Origin of the sequence: Microcoleus sp. A003_D6 (assembly GCF_036702825.1) — a bacterium.
Taxonomy (GTDB): Bacteria; Cyanobacteriota; Cyanobacteriia; order Cyanobacteriales; family Microcoleaceae; genus Microcoleus.
The window spans coordinates 1-19,902 of record NZ_JAUBWA010000023.1 but is presented as its reverse complement, the minus strand read 5'-3'; the positions used below and the strand labels follow the sequence as shown (position 1 = coordinate 19,902).

Annotated in this window: 14 protein-coding genes, 1 tRNA gene and 1 pseudogene; 8 read left to right on the top strand and 8 right to left on the bottom strand. The window is 43.5% G+C overall.

The window, feature by feature from the left end:
- Positions 1 to 31 precede the first annotated feature (31 nt).
- On the bottom strand, positions 32 to 1,924 hold the full coding sequence (locus tag QUB70_RS09165; RefSeq protein ID WP_332979789.1) for a PAS domain S-box protein: 1,893 nt from the start codon (positions 1,922 to 1,924) through the stop codon (positions 32 to 34).
- 541 nt (positions 1,925 to 2,465) lie between these two features.
- Here QUB70_RS09165 and purH point away from each other — a divergent pair.
- Entirely contained in the window at positions 2,466 to 4,010 is a 1,545-nt protein-coding gene (purH, locus tag QUB70_RS09160; RefSeq protein WP_332979788.1) for a bifunctional phosphoribosylaminoimidazolecarboxamide formyltransferase/IMP cyclohydrolase, read from the top strand.
- 335 nt (positions 4,011 to 4,345) lie between these two features.
- On the top strand, positions 4,346 to 5,275 hold the full coding sequence (locus QUB70_RS09155) for a 2OG-Fe(II) oxygenase (RefSeq protein ID WP_332979787.1): 930 nt from the start codon (positions 4,346 to 4,348) through the stop codon (positions 5,273 to 5,275).
- 281 nt (positions 5,276 to 5,556) lie between these two features.
- On the opposite strand, the gene QUB70_RS09150 is transcribed toward QUB70_RS09155, so the two are convergent.
- Positions 5,557 to 7,038, bottom strand: coding sequence for an ankyrin repeat domain-containing protein (locus tag QUB70_RS09150; protein WP_332979786.1), 1,482 nt, complete (start codon positions 7,036 to 7,038; stop codon positions 5,557 to 5,559).
- A gap of 96 nt (positions 7,039 to 7,134) precedes the next feature.
- On the opposite strand from QUB70_RS09150, the gene QUB70_RS09145 reads away from it, so the two are divergent.
- Both QUB70_RS09145 and QUB70_RS09140 read left to right on the top strand, forming a co-directional pair.
- Positions 7,135 to 7,605, top strand: a complete 471-nt coding sequence (locus tag QUB70_RS09145) for a DUF4079 domain-containing protein (RefSeq protein ID WP_332979785.1) — start codon at positions 7,135 to 7,137, stop codon at positions 7,603 to 7,605.
- 116 nt (positions 7,606 to 7,721) lie between these two features.
- Positions 7,722 to 8,258, top strand: coding sequence for a hypothetical protein (locus QUB70_RS09140; protein ID WP_332979784.1), 537 nt, complete (start codon positions 7,722 to 7,724; stop codon positions 8,256 to 8,258).
- Position 8,259: 1 nt separating this feature from the next.
- Here QUB70_RS09140 and QUB70_RS09135 read toward each other — a convergent pair whose 3' ends face one another.
- From QUB70_RS09135 to QUB70_RS09115, 5 genes are all read right to left on the bottom strand, one after another.
- Positions 8,260 to 10,149 carry an RNA-binding domain-containing protein gene (locus QUB70_RS09135; RefSeq protein ID WP_332979783.1) on the bottom strand — a complete coding sequence of 630 codons (1,890 nt, stop codon included), beginning with the start codon at positions 10,147 to 10,149 and terminating at the stop codon, positions 8,260 to 8,262.
- Positions 10,150 to 10,302: 153 nt separating this feature from the next.
- Positions 10,303 to 11,130, bottom strand: a complete 828-nt coding sequence (locus tag QUB70_RS09130) for a hypothetical protein (RefSeq protein WP_332979782.1) — start codon at positions 11,128 to 11,130, stop codon at positions 10,303 to 10,305.
- On the bottom strand, positions 11,105 to 12,937 hold the full coding sequence (locus tag QUB70_RS09125) for a hypothetical protein (protein WP_332979781.1): 1,833 nt from the start codon (positions 12,935 to 12,937) through the stop codon (positions 11,105 to 11,107). Before QUB70_RS09125 ends, QUB70_RS09130 begins: the two co-directional genes overlap by 26 nt.
- Positions 12,930 to 13,910 carry an HNH endonuclease gene (locus QUB70_RS09120; RefSeq protein WP_332979779.1) on the bottom strand — a complete coding sequence of 327 codons (981 nt, stop codon included), beginning with the start codon at positions 13,908 to 13,910 and terminating at the stop codon, positions 12,930 to 12,932. Before QUB70_RS09120 ends, QUB70_RS09125 begins: the two co-directional genes overlap by 8 nt.
- Positions 13,911 to 14,227: 317 nt before the next feature.
- Positions 14,228 to 14,298 (bottom strand) — tRNA-Cys (locus QUB70_RS09115).
- Between the two features lie 74 nt (positions 14,299 to 14,372).
- Between QUB70_RS09115 and cpdA the strand changes: the two genes are divergently transcribed.
- The 3 genes from cpdA to QUB70_RS09100 all read left to right on the top strand — a co-directional run bounded on the left by cpdA (position 14,373) and on the right by QUB70_RS09100 (position 17,899).
- Positions 14,373 to 15,254 (top strand): 3',5'-cyclic-AMP phosphodiesterase, encoded by an 882-nt coding sequence (cpdA, locus tag QUB70_RS09110; RefSeq protein ID WP_332979778.1) that lies wholly within the window; start codon positions 14,373 to 14,375, stop codon positions 15,252 to 15,254.
- A 190-nt stretch (positions 15,255 to 15,444) separates the two neighbouring features.
- Entirely contained in the window at positions 15,445 to 16,923 is a 1,479-nt protein-coding gene (locus tag QUB70_RS09105) for an alpha-amylase (RefSeq protein WP_332979777.1), read from the top strand.
- Positions 16,924 to 17,122: 199 nt separating this feature from the next.
- On the top strand, positions 17,123 to 17,899 hold the full coding sequence (locus QUB70_RS09100; RefSeq protein WP_332979776.1) for an SDR family oxidoreductase: 777 nt from the start codon (positions 17,123 to 17,125) through the stop codon (positions 17,897 to 17,899).
- Between the two features lie 258 nt (positions 17,900 to 18,157).
- On the opposite strand, the gene cofG is transcribed toward QUB70_RS09100, so the two are convergent.
- Complete coding sequence (gene cofG / locus QUB70_RS09095; protein WP_332979773.1) at positions 18,158 to 19,114, bottom strand: 7,8-didemethyl-8-hydroxy-5-deazariboflavin synthase subunit CofG; 957 nt, start codon at positions 19,112 to 19,114, stop codon at positions 18,158 to 18,160.
- 360 nt (positions 19,115 to 19,474) lie between these two features.
- On the opposite strand from cofG, the pseudogene QUB70_RS09090 reads away from it, so the two are divergent.
- Positions 19,475 to 19,902: pseudogene (locus tag QUB70_RS09090) on the top strand (photosystem II q(b) protein); the annotation flags it as partial.

Genomic DNA, 19,902 nt, shown 5'->3' with positions numbered 1-19,902 from the left:
TGCAGACGGCGGTTTCAACCGCCGTCTGCATCTAATGTTCGATCGGCAGTTTGATAGTAAATTCCGTGCCCTTGCCCAATTCCGAAGTACAATATAATTCGCCTTTGTGTCTTTCTACAATAATTTGATAGCTAATTGACAAACCCATTCCCGTGCCTTTACCAATGGGTTTGGTAGTAAAAAATGTATCGAATATGCGCTGCTTGACTTCCTCAGTTATTCCCGGCCCGTTGTCAGCAATTTTGATTTCTACAAAATTGCCTGCTACTTCCGTACAAATCCTAATCAGGCTGGGATTCTCTCGAATTTCTTGAAAAGTTTGCCTGCTGTTCCAATCATCCAAAGCATCGATCGCATTGCTGATAATATTCATAAATACTTGGTTGATCGGCCCTGAAAAACACTTAACAGGTGGCAAATTGCCGTATTCTTTCACAATTTGAATAGGATGGGTTTCGCCGTTTCCTTTCAATCGGTGATTGAGAATTAACAGCGTGCTATCAATACCTTCGTGAAGGTTAACGGGTTTCATTTCGGAATTGTCGTGCCGCGAGAAGTTTCGCAGGGATTTGACAATCTGGGAAATCCGCTCAACTCCCACACTCATTGAAGATAGGACTTGAGGTAAATCTTTAGCTAAAAAATCGAGTTCGAGGGTTTCTTTTTCCTCTAGAATTTCCGTTACGGGATCGGGATAGTGATGTTCGTAAAGTTCCACCATGTGCAACAAGTCTTGAGTATAGTTTTTGAGGTGAGCGAGATTGCCGTAGATGAAGCTGACGGGGTTGGTTATTTCGTGGGCGACGCCGGCAATTAGCAATCCCAAAGTGGACATTTTTTCGCTCTGCACCAGTTGGGAATGGGTGTCTTTGAGTTTGTTAAGTGCTGCTTCTAACTTCGCTGCTTGTTCTCTACTTTGCGCTGACGAATTCTGCAATGCTTCTTCCGCTTGTTGGCGATCTGTAATGTCTCTCTGCACGCCGATGAAATGAGTTAATTTGCCAGTGCGATCGCGCACTGGAGATATGGACAAAGCATTCCAAAAAGCCGTTCCATCCAGCCGATAATTTTTCAATATTACCTGACATTCGCTTTCGCTTTTCAAGGCTTGACGAATGGTTTCTACCGCCGCCGGATCGGTATCGCTTCCCTGCAAAAATCGGCAGTTTTTCCCTAAAAATTCTTCCCGCCGATAACCTGTCATGCTTTCAAATGCGGGATTGCAATAAATAATCGGATGTTCGGGGTTAGTTGCGTCAGAGATGATAATTCCGCTGCTAGTAGCAGCCATAGCCCGATCGTACAACCAAAGCATTTCTTCTGCGCGCTTGCGATCGGTAATGTCTCGCAGCGAAGCTAGATAAGCCATTTCTCCTTCCCATTCCGTTTCCACCACCCGCATTTCTACCACAGCATTTTTTTTCCCCTTGCTAATAGCTTCAACTTCTATTTGTATGACGCGAATTCCTGCTGCGTCTGTTTCTCCAACTTGGGGAATAATATCCGTATCCATGTCAATGTCGCAGGCGGAACCTTCTACTACTAAACTGCCAAAAAACTCTCGACCTAAAAGTTCCTCTTCCTTGCAATTAAACAGTGCTTCTGCTGAGGGGTTTACAAAACAAACAAGTCCTTTTTTGTTGACGATTGCGATGCCGTCTGCATTTTTTACGATTACATTACGAAATCGAGATTCGCTAGCTTTCAAATCCCGCTTTAGCTGTTGCATTTCTAGTTCCATCTGCTGCAATTCGCACAGATTAATACTATAAGCTTCTGAGATGTGACTGTCTGCCGAATTCTTTGCTAAACTTTTTGGTGACTCTTGATAGTTGGCTGGCTCGCCACTATTTTTAGCTGTTTTGTTCCGTAAACTGCTAATATTACCGATCTTACTTTCTGGGCCTGCATCTCGATCGAACATATTTAATCCCTACAATAAAAATCTTAATTTAATTAAGCTGTTGCGATCGCTCTTTTCTCAAGCCTATTTAGGAAAAGAACAATTTACACTCGATGCTAGCACACCGCTGCCACCAACAATCCTAAGATATTATTAAAATTAAAGTGCGTTAGCGAAGCTTGCAGCTATTGGATCGCCAGCGAGTCATCTATTACATTCTACTAAGTGATGTCAACACTACTTAGAAACAAATGCTCAATAAAAATTAGAAGATTTTTGTAAATAGACCTCTTGCAAAAATCCTTTCATCAATTGATTGGACGGGCAAGATGCCCGTCCCACAAGAGTTATTTTTTCTTGTGGGATGGGCCGGAGAGCCCGTCCTAATTATTTTTGCAATAGGTCTAATATAAATGTCGCAGACCTAAACAAGCTCATCCTTACGCATCAAAAAATAATATCAATTAACAATTACCAATTACGTGCTACCCGATCGTACCAGTGCAGACAGATTTGATATAGAATATAACCTGTCTATTTTTGCGATCGCAACTTCAAACCAATGGCACGTCTAGCACTTCTGAGCGTATCCAATAAAACCGGGCTAATTGACTTAGCGCGCAGTCTAGTAGAAGAATTTGAATTTGACATAATTAGCAGCGGCGGGACAGCAAGCGCCCTGAAAGAAGCTGGAATCCCCGTCACCAAAGTTGCGGAATATACTGGTTCTCCCGAAATTTTGGGCGGGCGAGTCAAAACACTTCACCCGCGCATCCACGGCGGCATTTTAGCACGTCGCGACGTACCGGAAGACCTCGCAGATTTAACCGCAAATCAAATTCGGGCGATCGATTTAGTCGTTGTAAATCTGTATCCATTTGAACAGACAATTGCCAAACCTGGAGTAACGCTTGCAGACGCAATTGAGCAGATAGATATCGGCGGGCCAGCCATGCTGAGAGCATCAGCCAAAAACCACGCTCACCTGACAGTTTTGTGCAATCCCGACCAATACAATACTTATTTAGAAGAACTGCGGCAAAATGGCAGCGAAGCATCCTTAGAGTTTCGACAAAAATGCGCCCTGGAAACCTTCAAACATACAGCAAACTACGATCGCGCGATCGCAAATTATCTCAGCAGCCAATCCGCTGAAGCATCGAAGCTACCAGAACAGTTTAATTTATCAGGAAAAGAGTTGCAAACTCTCCGCTACGGCGAAAATCCCCATCAAGCCGCCACCTGGTATCAAAGCGGAACTACACCGACAGGCTGGACGACTAGCACCATCCTGCAAGGCAAAGAATTAAGCTACAATAATTTAGTAGATTTAGAAGCAGCAAGGCGACTGATCGTAGAATTCCCCGACACACCCGCCGCCGCTATTCTGAAGCATACAAATCCTTGCGGCACAGCCTTGGGAACAACTATTTCAGAAGCGTATCAAAAAGCCTTCGACACCGATTCAGTCTCGGCTTTCGGCGGAATTGTCGCCCTCAACCGCCCGATAGATGCTGCTACCGCAACGGCGTTAACTAAAACATTTTTAGAATGTATCGTCGCGCCTGGGTGCGAACCTGAAGCGGAAGAAATTATCAAAAAGAAGGCGAAAGTTCGAGTATTAATTTTGCCGGATTTGACTCAAGGGCCGCCACAAACTGTTAAAATTATTGCAGGCGGTTTGCTGGTACAAAACTCTGATAATATAGTAGAAGAAACTAGCAAATGGCGGACTGTTACTGAGAAACAGCCGACTGCTGACGAGTTGGAAGAATTGCTGTTTGCTTGGAAAGTAGCGAAACACGTCAAGTCTAATGCGATCGTTGTGACGCGCGATCGCACTACAATCGGTGTCGGCGCCGGACAAATGAACCGCGTGGGATCGGTTAAACTAGCATTAGAACAAGCAGGAGAGAAGAGCAAAGGAGCGATTTTGGCCAGCGACGGTTTCTTCCCCTTCGACGATTCAGTCAAAACTGCGGCTGAGGCTGGAATAATTGCGATCGTCCAACCCGGCGGAAGTATGCGCGATCGAGATTCAATTGAAGCCGCCAACCAACTCGGAATCACAATGGTTTTCACCGACATCCGCCACTTCTTGCATTAGGAATAATACCTAAAGCAATTCTCAATTATGTACCATATTGTAGGGATACAATAGTGTTTGTTGGTCTTAACTTAAGTCGGAAATTCTTTGTATCTCTGGTTTTACTCTAAGTCTCGATCCCCCTAAATCCCCCTTAAGAAGGGGGACTTTGAGAAAACCCCTGTCCCGTCTTAAGACGGGAGACTTTGACACTCTTGTCCCCCCACTTAACAAGGGGAACTTTGACACTCTTGTCCCCCCCTTCTTAAGGGGGGTTAGGGGGGATCTGGAAGACTATGACACCAATCAAAACTGCTATGTCCTTACCAAGTTTCCACTTGCATCCTTAAAAAATTATGAATTACACTCAACAGCAAATTAAACCCCAAGACGTAAAAGTCAAAATCCTGCTCACCGGCGGACATCAATGCACCGTCACCCTCAAATCCGATACACCATTATTGCACAGCCTTGTCAAAACATTAGTCGATCGCACGCAACAAACACCCGGCTTTTCCACCTTATTTCAAATCCCCATAGACGACGGGCGTTCCGCTCTTTCTTTTCCCGGCGAACACCTAGTCGGATTAGTCACAGAACCCCCAATTTACTTACAGCAACTGCAACCGCAGCAGCCCGCAATTCCCGTAGAAGTTCCCGCCGAAATTCCCGCCCCAGCGCCGCCTGTAAATGACGATTTAATATCTCGCTACGCCCAAATAGACAACTTTTTGACACCCGCAGAAAAGAATAAACTCATCAAATATGTTTTAGCAAAAGAATCAGAGTTTGTGACTACCAGCACCTCAACTAATGCCGAAGATTACCGCCGTTCGATGGTACTCCACTCGTTCCCCGAATTTTCCGAACTGATGGTTAATCGCATCAAAGCAATTCTCCCCGACGTGCTGCAAAAATTAAATCTTCCCTCATTTTCGCTTGGTGACATAGAAGCTCAGCTAACCATGCACAACGATAACAACTTTTACAAACTTCACAACGACAGCGGCTCCCCAGATACCGCCACCAGATTTTTTACTTACGTTTATTATTTCTATCGAGAACCCAAGGCTTTTTCAGGTGGCGAATTGCAAATTTACGACAGCAAAGTCGAGAACAATTTCTACGTTGCCGCCGAGACATTCAGAACTGTCGAGCCGCGCAATAACAGCATCGTATTTTTTCTGAGTCGTTATATGCACGAAGTTTTGCGAGTTAGTTGTCCCTCGAAAGCTTTTGCTGATAGCCGCTTTACTATTAACGGCTGGGTGCGCAAAGCAAATTGAGACGAAATTTGCGGGTTAAGCTGGGTGCGTAAAGTAAAGCAAATTGAGACAAGATTTGTGGATTAAGATGAGACGGCGGTTGAAACCGCGCCTACAAAAACAAAACCCGCCTCCGCGGGTTGAAGAATGGACGGTTAACATTACGTTTTTTTTCTTGACAGGGCATTTTCTTCAGTCCGCGGAGGCGGACTTGGTTTGTATAGACGCGGTTTCAACCGCCGTCTGCTTGGTTTGTATAGACGCGGTTTCAACCGCCGTCTGCATCTCCCATGATGCGATATTTACTCCTGTGCTCCAGCACTTTTGAGCAATTTCACCACACTCGAATAACCCTTAAACTCAGCCAGCATTAAAGCTGTATAATTGCCCGGATTTTTGTGGTTTAGTTCTGCACCAGCAGCGATTAAAATCTTGACTAAATCAGCATAACCCCGATGTGCGGCCCACATTACAGCAGTTGCGCCCGAATCATCCAGCAAGTTGACATCCGCACCTTTTTCGACTAATAATTGTACGATCGCCGCATAACCCCGATCGCACGCCTTCATTAAAGCCGTTTTCCCCAGATCCGCAGGGACATTCGGATCTGCACCGCCGTCAAGCAAAGCCTTCACCGTCTCCCTATGTCCGTGAAAAGCAGCCAGCGTCAAAGCCGTCTCCCCAAAGTTTTTAGCATTCAGAAAATCAGCGCGATTTGAGTTTACTTTTTGCAGCAAAGCCGATACGATCGCACTATGGCCGTGAACAGCCGCCACCAGCAAAGGCGTATCGCCCAACCGATTTCTAGAACCGACACTAGCACCTCGGTTTAAGAGCAATTCCACCACATCTTCGCAGCCTTCAACAACCGCAAAATTCAAAGCAGTTTCATCATCTTTATCCTTAGCGTTGATATCCGCGCCAGCATCGAGTAAGATATTGGCGATCGGCAAATTTCCCCCAGCAGCAGCCGCCATCAAAGCCGTGCCTCCATCTCCATTTTTCACATTCGGATTAGCGCCCGCACCCAACAAAGCTTGCACCGCATGAATATTGCCAAAATCCGCAGCCAAAGTTAAAGCAGTTTCGCCGTCTTTATCCCGAATTTCGACATCAGCACCAGCAGCCAACAGCGCTTCGACAACAGCCAAATTGCCCGCCACCTGTGCCTGCATCAAAGCAGTTTTGCTCTCTAGATTTTTAACATTAACATCCGCGCCGCAAGTAAGCAAAATTCGGATAATTTCAGCGCGACCTTGACTGACAGCTAAAAACAGCATAGAATTGTCAGCAACAGCTCCCGCATCGGCTAAAGCTTTGACAACAACTTGATGACCTGATAAAGCAGCTATTTTTAGAGCTGAATCTCCATCTTTATCTCGGACATTCACATCAGCATTAGCATCAAGTAACAGCCGCACCACATTGATATCGCCTTTGAGTGAAGCCGCCATCAAAGCCGTACTTCCATCATCATTTTTAGCATTAACATCAGCACCCGCAGCCAGCAACAGCCGCGCCGAGTCAGCCTGCTTGTGAGCCGCCGCCAGCATCAAAGCCGTCAGCCCAAAACGCCTGCTCGCGAGGTTGACATTAGCGCCATTGTTTAGTAAGATGCGCACAATTTCCGCATAGCCTTTTTGGGCCGCAAACATCAAAGCCGTCGTCCCCTCAGAGTCTTTGGCATTAGCGTTAACGCCCTTAGCGAGCAAAGCTTGTACGTGAATAATGTTGCCAGTCTTGGCGGCTTGAATCAATACAGCGTCTTGTTTAGTAGCAGGCATAACAGTGTCTCATTTCATATATTTGTACCGTCGCATGATACGGACTTACTGGTATGCTAAGTTTTATGAAGTATGTTTGCTAATCCTCAGAACACTATGAATCTCGAAATTCCCCAGTCAGTTAAAGTTTGGAGCCAATTCTTTCACCCAGTGTTAATGTGGGTACTGCTGGCCATCTCATTGTATGCTTTGTATCTCGGCGTTCAAATCCGCCGTACCAGAAGCGCCGAAGGCGAAGTCAAAAAAGAGTTAATTAAGGGCAAATTCAACATCAAGCACCACCAAATGGGTTCTTTGCTGCTAGCCTTGATGGTAACGGGGGCGATCGGCGGAATGGCCGTCACCTACATCAACAACGGCAAGCTATTTGTCGCCCCGCACTTAGTAGCAGGGTTGGGAATGACGGCAATAATTGCCATTTCAGCCTCGCTGACTCCTTTCATGCAAAAAGGCAATGATTTGGCGAGGTACACCCACATCTTTCTGAATGTTGTGCTCTTGGGGCTGTTTGGCTGGCAAGCGGTAACAGGCGTGGGAATCGTGCAGAAAATTATCAGTCAAATGTGATGATTTGGGTAATATTGCTAATTGCTAATTGCTTTGGAGCGGTTAGTGATTGGCAATTTAATTGTCATATTTCTTAGAGGTTTGACTAGCCCAGCGTTGAGTTATCGGTAAAAAACATGAACCATGATGATTTAGTCAAGATACTAGAGAGTATTGTTCCTATATATGCCTTAAATAAAAGTTCGACTTTAACACCCAAAGAATTAGCGAATGAGCTGATTAATGCTGTTGACGAATCTGAAGAACTCTCTAACTTATCACAAGAAGAGAAAGAGCGTTTTTGCCAAAGACTGAATGATTTGTTGATGCCTAATTTTTTAGAATCTCCATCAAAAGCAAAAAATGTTTTAGAAAGGCAGGTAGAACTGGAAGCAGAGTTTAAGAAGTTCGCCGAAGAATGGCGCGTCGAAACGGGGATGCTATCATTAATTACACAGAAATCAATGCACCAGGCTTATCAGAGAATTATCGGCATGGGACAGCCAGCTATCCCCTTGATTTTGCGTGACCTCGAACAAAAACCAGACCATTGGTTTTGGGCGTTGAGGGCAATTACTGGTGACAATCCGGTAAAACCCGAACAGCGCGGCCGAATGAAGCTTATGGCCGAAGCCTGGATACAATGGGGCAAAGAACACGGTTATGAGTGGTAAGCTAGAGTAAGGTTCTGTATGCTTGCTGAGGATGAGTTGGTTCGTCAGGATATTTGAGTTCTAGTAATTTTTCTGACAACATTGGATTAATAAAATGAGTCCTAATTGTTTCAGAACTGCGATTCAATAGTTCAGCTAATCTTTTGACAGTTAAATATCTTTCCGAGCAAAGTTTCAGAATAGTATTTCTCATCAACTCAGGACTTACCCGTTGCTTTTCTCGAATATGAGCAGCTATTTCTAGTAAAAATAAGTTTTCATCATTATGCACAGAGTTAGGCTCCTTATGCACGGAGCTTGATTCATTATGCACGGAGTTAGGAGCGTTACGCACGGAGCTAGGCTCATTATGCACGGAGCTAGGCTCATTATGCACGGAGCTTGGAAGCAGTGAAAGCAAATCCGATTGACCTTTATTTGGTAGAGCGTACTGCGTTCCACGCCCACGTCCTGATTGCGCCAACCAGCCGTTATTGACCAAGTGCTTTAGGCACTCTCCTATGTCTCTAGGATGTTCCTGTCTGTAACACTGAATGTCACTATTACTAATTTCTCCAAATTGATGCGCTAGTACCAAAATAATCCGATCTAATTCTGTTAGTTCACAGTAATTATCTCCCACTATTTCTTTTAGTTCTTGCTCAACGTCTTCGGGAATTAAACTAAGCATTGGTAGGGCAACTGATGTCATTTCTAAATCAAATTTTTCAGAGACGAGTGGCCTAAACCATTGCTGTTCTTTCCAGGCTCGTAGAATTTTTCTAAAACCCGATCCGGCTTTTTCACCTAAACCAAGCATTTGAAACATTGTTTGCAGTTTAGGATTGCGCGGATCGCTGATTCCCCCATCATAAAGTTGCAAAAGAGAAATCCTTAAGCGACCTGGATTATTGAATAAAAAACCATTAGGAAACTTAGTTACTACAACAGGACGAGAAGATAAATGATCGGCATGAATTAAAGTATTTACCAGAGCCTCTCGAACAGCTTCATGGACATGAGTTTCTCCTCGTCTCACGGCATCTTTATCTAGTTTAAAGGGAATATCTAAATCATTAACTAAACGACTATAGACGCGATAATAAAAATTGAAAAGATTCGGCTCCCACTTGCCATCAAGTGTCAGCCGATATGTCCAGCGAACTTCTGGATCGTTAGACAGTCGTTCTTGATAGTCTAGTTGATAGCGGGGAAGTGCATCTAAAATACTATTTCCTCTCCCAAACATCAGTAAACCAGCTATAGTTAACCCTTCTCGATCAGTATTTCTATCGCGCCTCCATCCGCCTAACTGAATCAATAAATTGCGATCGTCGAATCCGAGCCAAGGATGATCTGGTTCTCTGGAACTAAACCGTTGGCGAAAAGATTTTAAAGTTTCTGGATCGAGGTCGCCAAGGTCAAATTTATCTAAAATTTGGATATCTTGAGGATCGTTGCTGGCATCGCGCAACATTTGGCGAACTTCATCATCAGTGCAAGGATAATCCCCATCATGGTTACGTTTATAGGTTCCCATCATGGGATTTTTATTAATATAAACTGGGCGTTGCGTTCTTGTTGCTCTGGGAACTTTAATAATAACTAAATTACGATCTTCTATCTTCAAAGTTTGTACGTCAGAATTGCCGCAAATGGAGAAGCTCAGTTTTTGCAGATTATTATGATTATTCCAAAACTCTTTAAGTAAAACGTTTGGATTGCGGACACCTGAAATTTCGAACCGATTTCGATTTTCCGTGACACCTAGAACAATATAGCCACCATCTGTATTTGCAAATGCTGATACAGTTTTCCAAACTTCATTGGGGAAACCACCCTCAGCAGACTTAAATTCAATGTCTTGGTCTTCTCCAAGGCTTATGCGCTCAAGTAATGTTTCTAAATCCATTACCTTTATACCCTCCGAAATGTCAAAACCTCTGTGATGTAAGTCAGCATAATTCGATTAGCTTTACCTCGATTATTCATTCCCGCCATCTGTGGGGTTGGATTTTTATTTATTCCTGCCTTTTTTAACAACAGTTAATATAAATAGGAGAACCTAATTTTTTTCAACACGCCAAGCGGATTGATTACCAATTTTACCGTCTTTTGTGAATTTGAAAGCGCCCCTAATATAGGGCGATTTTCTGGGCTTTACCCCTATTAGTTGCTTAATTTCAGAAGTAGATAAAAGCCACTCTTTGTCAACGGCTTTCTCTAATTCTTCCCAATGTTTTAGTGAATTCATTTGGGGTAGTATTGCTTTCAGCTCTTCGTAATCAGACATTTTTACAATCATCAGTTGGTTGTTTTTTTCTATTTCGTCTCTTGCTATTTGGCATAGTTCCTCGATAAATTGATCGCGAAATTTTAAAATCTCGTTATCATGTGATTTTTTATCCTCCCTTTGCTGCTGTATCTCTGTTGTACTACAAGACTTTAAATTTTCCTGTTCTATATTTTGGTTGCCATCTTCTTCCTCTGTCAATAAAGCTAGCTTTGCTATTACATCTGGCTTGTATTTTTGGAATAAATGATAAGTTTCTTCTAAATCAACCAATGTTTCGAGAGATGTGTTAAGCCTGGAATAAAAATATTCCTTAAATGACGAAAAAGATTGACCTTGAAGCCATTCTGGATGGAGATGAATTTCTTCTTCTATAATTACTCGACACAACTCGTAGACTATCTGCCAACAAGTTGTTAAGGTATAAGCAGCTTTCCTCAGCCATGTATCAGCAAACGCTGCTTGAGCCCCTGGTGAGTTAAGACTATTCATCATTTCGGCAACAGCATTTATGTCGCCATGAACTGAGTGAAAACGGATCATAGCTAAACCCATCCCTTGTCTTACTGAATCTTCAGTTCTGCGCTGGTGCTTCACCATAATCTAGTTCTATAGTTTCTATTTCATCATTTTCATCTTGAACATAACACCAATTCATTGATGCTTTAAGTTGAGGGCAATACTCCGAAAGGATGGAACGGACAGTATAGCCAACTAACTCTCTTTGTACATTTTCTAACCTCAAAACAGCAACATACTGAGGCTGAATATACCTGCTTTTCTTACTGACAGAAGCCTCTTTGTTATTATAGCCTATGAGTTTAATTTTAATCGCAGTATTCAATCTTTTTTTAATAATCCCTGCTAATTTCTTAGGATCTATTTGGTTCAAAGAATAATAAAGATTACCATCAGGGTCTTTGATTTTATACCAAACCAATTTTAACAAAGCTTCGCGAGCATTATCTAAGTCTTGCTGCATCTCATTTTTATTTTTTGTTGGTAAGCTTTCAAGCAATCGATAGGTTTCCGCATAGTCGGCTGCTAGATACTTTCTAAACTCTGGATGGTGCAAATACTTAACCATTCCCAACTGATCAGGTTTGTGAGCTTTTAGCCAATTAACCAACTGCTCATTGGTTATATTTTCTTCTTTTAAATCTCTTGACTCATGACGGATGATATCTTGAGTAGTGATAGTGCCAATTAAGTGAAGTTGGGAACTAGCTGCCTCGGGATTTTGTTTTATCTGAGCAATCCAATCGTTAGCCTTGTCTTTCTTTTTAGGGTTGTTATTTATACGGGTTCTTAAGATATTGTCTCTGCCTAATTCAATCGCTTCTTCTCTTGAAATCTTCGGAGAGGCAATAATATATTCTCCCAAATCATAGGCAATAGCTAACCTTTCGGCAGTATTCAAAGCATCGGGAGTATTCATTTCTCCTGCACTGTTACCACCTTGATTATCGATTAAATCGTCGATTGTTGTAAGCTGCTCAAGGCGTAGGCGCATATTAATCATATAATCTATAGCAGCAACTATGCTTTTGAGTGTTTTACCCTCTTGGGTTAATTGACTGTGGAGAAATATTTTTATTTCATCTAGGCTCTTAGGTGGAACTAAAAGTAAGCCAGAAGATTGAACCTGAGAATCATCAATATAAGATCTTAGAACCCTACCTATTCTTTGGACAGCTTCTTGTTGAGAGTTACAAGTTGCAGCAAAGCCAATAACGCCACACAGGGGATTATCGATACCTTCTTTAGCTAAATTATCAACGATGCAAATCCTTGCCCAAGTTTTATCCAAGTCAATACGGCCAGCTTTGACCCCTTTTGAAAATTTAGTAACTACTGGATTACCAGCATTTTCCTTAGCTAACATCCAAGGATGCTTAGAGTCACCTAGCGTCAGATTTGGGTAGTCGCCACGTCTATCTCCTTGGCCGACTGCCAAGACAACACGATATCCTTGTTCTAAAGGAAATTGAGGGCGCCGCTGTTCCAAAAGCTGATTGAGTAAATCTCGAATCATTACTCCTATTTCGATCCCATCCACTACCAAAAGTGCATGAACAGGATAGATATAAGAAGGTTCTACTTTGACAATCTTGCCTTTAACTTCTATTTCTGGAAAACGATGCCTAGCTAATGCGTTTCCTGAATTAGTGAGACTATCTTGAAGTTTAAGATTGTTAATTAAAGCCCAGCCAACCGCTAACCGTGGTAGTAAATTATTAGAATAATTACTAATACGATCGATTTCACTCGGTTTCAGATCCGATATAATTCCTTGTATGTCAGCTTCAATTTTTCCAGGATGAATCAGTTCTATTAATGGTGACTCGCTTTTAATAGGCTCTACATCGTTGAGTGAGTCAACCGAGCCATTGTAGGTATTAGGCATTTAGTATCTCCTCTGTGTTATTAATTCCTAAAACTTGAGAATCGTTATCAATAAACTTCAGACGGTGATCGTTAACAACAGCGTCCCTATAATCCCAAACTGAAAAGAGGACAAATTTATTCATTAAACTGCCATCTGCCTCTATTGGTGTTCCAGACAAACCAAAACATAAAGATGAGTAAGCATACTCAGTAATTTGAAGATATCTATCTTTTCCAAAATGAGGTTCATCAAAAACTATCAAAGGAAAATCTTTGAGTATACTTGCCAATCTTGGATCTGCTTCCTTATCCCATAAAGATTGGACACAGCTAATACAAATATCAGCCGAACTTACTATAGATTTATCTAAGAACATAGAAAAATCTTCCATTATCTGGACTCTGGGAGGCTCCTGACATATACCAAATTTTGTGATTTTTTGCTCGTAATCTCTGGCAATTTGGTCGCGAATTCCTTTTTCTTTAGTCAGAACTAGCACCCTGTCTACTCTTTGATAACCTTTACCTAATTCGCGTAATATTAACCGATTTAAAGCAAAAGCTAGTGCAGGAACAGCCATTGTTTTGCCAGCCCCTACTATCCAAGCAAGTAAATATATCACTCCTGATATAGAACTCCAAGGACGAGTAAATAGTTTAATGTAGGGATTATCAAATTTATTATCTAGTAGTTTTAAATAAACCTCTTCTAATTGAGCAGTATTAAACTTCACCTCATCAGGTTCTTTGTCCCAATAAAATGGAGTGTTAGCCCAATAAGAATCGGGTTTAGTATATTTTTTTCTATTGCAAGTAAAACAGAGAAACTGTAAGTTAGATAGTTCATCAGATCCGCCTCTTGAGCGAGGTGTTCGATGATCAATAGTTAAATCTAGGCGTATCTTACACTCTGCACACTCTGGAAAATCATTCTGCTCTAGCATCCGTAGAAAATTTTCCCGTTTCAGCCAAGCTGGTTTTTTTATTGACATAAGCGTTTACCAAAAAATTGATTAAGGTTAATGGTCTAACCGATGATAAAGGTGAATAGTTCAATTGTACTCATTTACTAATTTCCTGTCACTCATTTCCCATTCACTAATTTCCTTCCTGTTGATATCGCACTTACCCCTTCAACCTACCCGCCAACTGCTGATCTATCCGATCGCACCAAACCGGAATCACAGGCTCGCCAGATTTTAAGGAAGCGATCGCCCTTCCCATATCAAACTCTACCAGATAGCGATCGCCTAAATGGAAAAAAATCTGTCATCAGTGACAAAGAATTTGTTACGGTAGAAATTAAAAAAGGCGGCACCCAGATTTGAACTGGGGGTGGAGGTTTTGCAGACCTCTGCCTTACCACTTGGCTATGCCGCCGTTACGTCTGAAATTTGACGTTTTCTTATAGTACACCAAATCTCGAAAATTTTAACATACCTGTCAAAAATTTCGTGAAGCGCAGCTATCCCCTAGGGAATCGCCCTGTTTTCCCACACCTCCAAAACCCATCCGAGGTTATTGTAGAAATACTTCGATCGCCCGCAACACCAGCCATGACACCAGCTTCTCCCCTACTCGTCGCCCAAATCACCGACACACACTTGTTTGCAGAGCTCGATCGAGAATGGAAAGGCCTCTCAACAGCCCGCACCCTGCAAGCAGTTCTCGATCGCCTGCAACAGATCCGGCCCCAGCCAGACTTACTGCTGCTGACAGGCGACTTGTCTCAAGACGAAACACCCGAATCCTACGAGCTCCTAGCCTCCCTGATTTCCTCCCTCAAAATCCCAGCTTATTGGATACCTGGAAATCACGATAACGTATTAGTAATGCAGCAAATCTTAGATAAGCCGCCGATTTCCCCAGAAAAATCCTGGAAGGAAGGAAACTGGCAATTTCTATTGCTTTCGAGTGTGGAAGCCGGATGCGACGGCGGGCGGCTTTCCCCAGAAAGTTTGGATTGGCTGGACTCTGAATTGCAACAAACGGGCGATCGACCTGTTATGATTGCTTTGCACCATCATCCGCTGCCGATCGACTGTGAAATCATGGATGGAATGATGCTGCACAATGCCGATGAATTTTTGGCAATTGTCGATCGATACCCTCAAATCAAAATCGTTCTTTGCGGTCACATTCACCAAGAATTTCAACAACAGCGGGGCTCAGTTACCTACTTGGGGACACCCAGCACCTGCATCCAACTTTTACCCAAAAGCCATCCGATTATCCTTGACGAAATCCCCCCGGGATTTAGATTGCTTGAATTGGCGATCGACGGTACTTGGAATACCAGAGTTGAGCGAGTTGCCGCACAATCGCCACCCAATTAATTTTTTTCTGTAGGTCTCAATTTTTTATATCAAATTTACCTTCGGTTGTCAATACATCAACAGATAGATTTTTTTTAGCAACCCCATCTTTTATGATATTTATTGACAATAGATTGCAGACATAAGTAAAGTAGCAAGCTACGAACATAAATGTCGATCGCAACATTACAAAACAGGAAAAACTAAATATATGTCTGAAGTCAATGGCGTGATGATGCAGTATTTCCACTGGTACAATCCCGATGACGGCAGCCTGTGGAATCAGCTAGCGGAATCTGCAAAAGATTTAGCAAAAATTGGCGTTACATCTCTTTGGTTGCCACCCGCTTATAAAGGAACGGGCGGCGGTATGGATGTCGGCTATGGCGTCTACGACTTATTCGATTTAGGCGAATTCGACCAAAAAGGGTCGGTACGCACTAAATACGGCACAAAAGATGAGTATTTGCGCGCGATTAAAGCTGCCCAAGATGCAGGAATTCGGATTTATGCCGATGTTGTCTTCAACCACAAATTAGGGGCCGATGGAGAAGAAGAAGCTGAAGCCACACCCTTCAATCCCGACAACCGGAATGACACCGTAGGCGAATATCAAAAAATCAAGGCTTGGACGCATTTTACTTTCCCAGGCCGCGACAAAAAATATTCCAGCATGGAGTGGCATTGGTGGCATTTTGACGCCATTGATTACAACGTTTACGACACCGAAACCCATGCCATTTACCTACTGAAAGGCAAAGAATTCGATCAAGGAGTAGACCTAGAAAAAGGTAATTTTGACTACCTCATGGGTTGCGATTTAGATATGGACAACCCAGAAGTCACAGGCGAATTAAAATACTGGGGTGAGTGGTATGTCGATACAACAAATGTTGACGGCTTTCGCTTCGATGCCGTCAAACACGTTAAAGCAGAATTTTTCCAAGAATGGTTGGAACACGTTCGTAACTATGCCAAACGCGAGCTATTTGCCGTCGGCGAATATTGGTCTTACGAAGTGGAAGCTTTGCACAACTTCATCCAAGAAACGGACGGTAAAGTATCCTTATTTGATGCCCCTCTCCATTACAACTTCCACGCTGCTAGCAAGGCCGGCAACAGCTACGACTTACGAACAATTTTTGATAACACCCTGGTTAAAGACCAACCAACCCTTGCCGTTACTTTGGTTGACAACCACGATTCGCAACCCTTGCAATCCCTAGAATCAGTTGTCGAGGCTTGGTTTAAACCCCTTGCCTACGCTTTAATCTTGCTGCGAAGCGAAGGATATCCGTGCATTTTTTACCCGGATTATTACGGCGCTAACTATAAGGATACAGCAAACGATGGCAACGAATACGAGATTTGGTTAGACAAACATCAGTTTATTCTCGATAAATTCTTGTTAGCGCGCCAAACTTATTCCTACGGCAATCAGTACGATTACTTCGACCACGCCAACACTATTGGCTGGACGCGACTCGGAGATGAAGAACATCCGGGCGGCATGGCTGTGGTACTCAGTAACGGAGGCGATGGCACTAAGTTTATGGAAGTAGGACAACCGAATCGAACTTATATTGACATCACCGAACACATCAAAGAACCGATCGCAACTAATGACGATGGTTGGGGTGATTTTCGGTGTAACGCCGGTTCAGTTTCAGTCTGGGTTCCGCAGCCGTAAGCATGACCGTAATCTTGACGGAATCCTCTGTCTAAAGTAGGGTGCGCGAGGCGCACCTTACCGCTATGATGATCGCATCAAACAAATTTTTACTTAGCTGTTTTTGATGACTCAAGCCTATTCGTAGTGATGACTTCAGTCCTCTCTCTTTATACTTATATTTATAGGCGTCCCCCCAAAAATATTTACATAAAAAAATATGAAACTTGCAGAAAAAGTTGCCGTTATTACCGGCGGCGGGTCGGGAATTGGTCGTGCAGCAGCAATTTTAATGGCCAAGGAAGGCGCCAAAGTTGCTATTATCGATCGCACTTTAGAAACAGCACAAGAAACTGTCCGCCAGTTAATCAGTGAAGGAGGTTGCGGGCTGGCGATTGCCGCAGATGTGGCTGATTCTGAGCATATGCAGCAGGCATTTGAAACAATTTTTGACAAATATCAAAGAATTGATATTGTGTTCGCCAATGCGGGGATTAACGGTGTCTGGTCGCCAGTAGAAGAAATAGAACCCGAGGAGTGGGATCGGACAATTAACACCAACCTCAGAGGAACATTTTTGACTGTTAAGTATGCTATTCCTTATCTGAAAAAACAAGGAGGTTCGATTGTCATTACATCATCAATTAATGGCACCAGAAGTTTCAGGAAAGTTGGTGCCACGGCCTACGCTTGTTCAAAAGCTGCCCAAGTAGCCTTTGCAAAAATGCTGGCGCTAGAACTCGCAGCCTGCCAAATTAGAGTCAATGTGATCTGTCCGGGCGGGGTGCTGACTGCCATTGAAGAAAGCACCGTTAAGCGCCATCTCGATCGCATTCCAGTCGCGCCTGATTCTATTCAAGACATGATTCCTTTGACGGATAATACGGCAGGTTCTAGCGAAGAAGTCGCCCAATTAGTGTTATTTCTGGTATCGCATTCCTCCAGCTTCATCACAGGTACTGAAGTGTGGATTGATGGTGGCGGTTCTTTGATTTAAAATCTGATAGTATGCAAGTTTATAGGACTTACACATGGGTGTCGAGAAACCGGGTTTCTTCCCGAATTATTCGCTACTAAACCCTAATTTTTCTAAGAAACCCGGTTTCTAACCGGGCGCGCGCAATTCATATTAGACCTCTTGCAAAAATCCTTTTAATCAAATTCTGGAACGGGCTCTCCGGCCCATTCCACAAGAAAAAAAATTTTGTGGGATGGGCCGGAGAGCCCGTCCTAGTTATTTTTGCAAGAGGTCTATTTAATAAATATTCCCAAGTCTCCATTGTTTGACAGCAGTTTGCAATGTCTGGGGCAGCCACTTATCGTACTGAGGATAAACAGGCAAACGCTGCACGAGTTGCCATCCCGCTGCTGCTAAAATTTTTGTTAAAGTGTGGTGTTGCAGGTGAGGATAATCGGGATTAACTTCATCCCGCGGCCCAATTCCTCCTAAATCTCTAGCACCTGCTTCTAAACAAGCCAGTAATATTTCTGGCTGTGCAACTAAATTGGGGGGAATTTGCAGCCTGATTTCAGGAGGTAAAATGCTGCGGGCGATCGCAATTACTTCTGGCATTTTTGTAGTATCAAAAACTTGACCGTCCCAACTTTGTTGATTTCCCGGACTGTGAGGCTGGAGGATAACTTCTTGAATGTGATTGTAGCGCGAATGAATCCGGGCGATCGCCTCTAATGTCTCCATCCAATCTGCCTCACTCTCCCCAATTCCCAGCAGCAAACCAGTTGTGAAAGGAATCTTCAATTTCCCAGCCCATTCTAACTGTTGCAGCCGCAGCGCCGGCACTTTACTCGGTGCGTGTCGGTGAACCGTTTGCAACAAATCTGGGGCAAGCTGTTCTAGCATCAGCCCCATCGATACATTCACCTGTTTTAACAGTGCCATCTCCTCAAAGCTGAGCGGCCCCACATTAGTATGCGGCAAAAATCCCAGAGCAAGTGCCAGTTCGCACAAATCGTAAATCCGCTGCAACCAAGCTTTTCGCCGTTTACTTTGAGGATGTACCTCGCCGCTGAGGATGAGAATTTCAATTACACCTTGAGGAAGCAGCAACTTGAGCTGTTTTTCGGCTTCTGCGAGTGTCAGCCAAGGACTTTGCAGGGGTTCTGCCCGAAAATTGCAATAGGTGCAGCGGTTAAAACACTCGTAAGTAGGAACCAGAGTGTAAGCAGGGCTGTAGGTGGCGGTGCGGGACATTCCTTGGGATTTTTATCGATCGGACTTAGGCAACAACATATATCTGTCAGTACGAGTTTTGCGGTTGGCGATCGCAACCCTTCATCTATCTTAACATTGACGCCCGTCCCGAATCTGGTTGTCCAGCTAAATTATGAGCATTCTGCTTCTCGTGCGATCGCCCGCAAATTCCGCATTTTGCTTTCAAAATCCCCAGACAGCAAGCTTTATAGCTTCTCATCAGCTCTGCTTATGACAGTCATTACAAAAATTGCGCTTAAAACCCCTTTACAAACTGAAATAAAAGGTTTATGTTTATTTACATGGCGGAACACAAAGCCGTCAAGAACATTGAAAACCAAATAAAGCAATCATAAAAACATGACAACAACCTTACAGCAGCGCGAAAGCGCCAATGTCTGGGAACGGTTCTGTGAGTGGGTCACATCCACCGACAACCGCATTTATGTAGGTTGGTTCGGCGTCCTGATGATTCCTACCTTGCTCAGCGCCACCATCTGCTACATCATCGCCTTCATCGCTGCCCCTCCAGTGGACATCGACGGCATCCGCGAACCAGTAGCAGGTTCCTTGATGTACGGTAACAACATCATCACAGGTGCTGTTGTTCCTTCATCAAACGCGATCGGCTTGCACTTCTACCCAATCTGGGAAGCAGCTTCCCTCGATGAGTGGCTGTACAACGGCGGCCCTTACCAATTGGTAATTTTCCACTTCCTGATCGGCATTTTCTGCTACATGGGACGTGAATGGGAACTGTCTTACCGCTTAGGTATGCGTCCTTGGAT

What these genes read in the sequence shown, in the direction of transcription:
- QUB70_RS09165 (WP_332979789.1), bottom strand. Translation starts at nt 1,924, where the DNA reads ATGTTCGATCGAGATGCAGGCCCAGAAAGTAAGATCGGTAATATTAGC.
- purH (WP_332979788.1), top strand. Translation starts at nt 2,466, where the DNA reads ATGGCACGTCTAGCACTTCTGAGCGTATCCAATAAAACCGGGCTAATT.
- QUB70_RS09155 (WP_332979787.1), top strand. Translation starts at nt 4,346, where the DNA reads ATGAATTACACTCAACAGCAAATTAAACCCCAAGACGTAAAAGTCAAA.
- QUB70_RS09150 (WP_332979786.1), bottom strand. Translation starts at nt 7,038, where the DNA reads ATGCCTGCTACTAAACAAGACGCTGTATTGATTCAAGCCGCCAAGACT.
- QUB70_RS09145 (WP_332979785.1), top strand. Translation starts at nt 7,135, where the DNA reads ATGAATCTCGAAATTCCCCAGTCAGTTAAAGTTTGGAGCCAATTCTTT.
- QUB70_RS09140 (WP_332979784.1), top strand. Translation starts at nt 7,722, where the DNA reads ATGAACCATGATGATTTAGTCAAGATACTAGAGAGTATTGTTCCTATA.
- QUB70_RS09135 (WP_332979783.1), bottom strand. Translation starts at nt 10,149, where the DNA reads ATGGATTTAGAAACATTACTTGAGCGCATAAGCCTTGGAGAAGACCAA.
- QUB70_RS09130 (WP_332979782.1), bottom strand. Translation starts at nt 11,130, where the DNA reads ATGGTGAAGCACCAGCGCAGAACTGAAGATTCAGTAAGACAAGGGATG.
- QUB70_RS09125 (WP_332979781.1), bottom strand. Translation starts at nt 12,937, where the DNA reads ATGCCTAATACCTACAATGGCTCGGTTGACTCACTCAACGATGTAGAG.
- QUB70_RS09120 (WP_332979779.1), bottom strand. Translation starts at nt 13,910, where the DNA reads ATGTCAATAAAAAAACCAGCTTGGCTGAAACGGGAAAATTTTCTACGG.
- QUB70_RS09105 (WP_332979777.1), top strand. Translation starts at nt 15,445, where the DNA reads ATGTCTGAAGTCAATGGCGTGATGATGCAGTATTTCCACTGGTACAAT.
- QUB70_RS09100 (WP_332979776.1), top strand. Translation starts at nt 17,123, where the DNA reads ATGAAACTTGCAGAAAAAGTTGCCGTTATTACCGGCGGCGGGTCGGGA.
- cofG (WP_332979773.1), bottom strand. Translation starts at nt 19,114, where the DNA reads ATGTCCCGCACCGCCACCTACAGCCCTGCTTACACTCTGGTTCCTACT.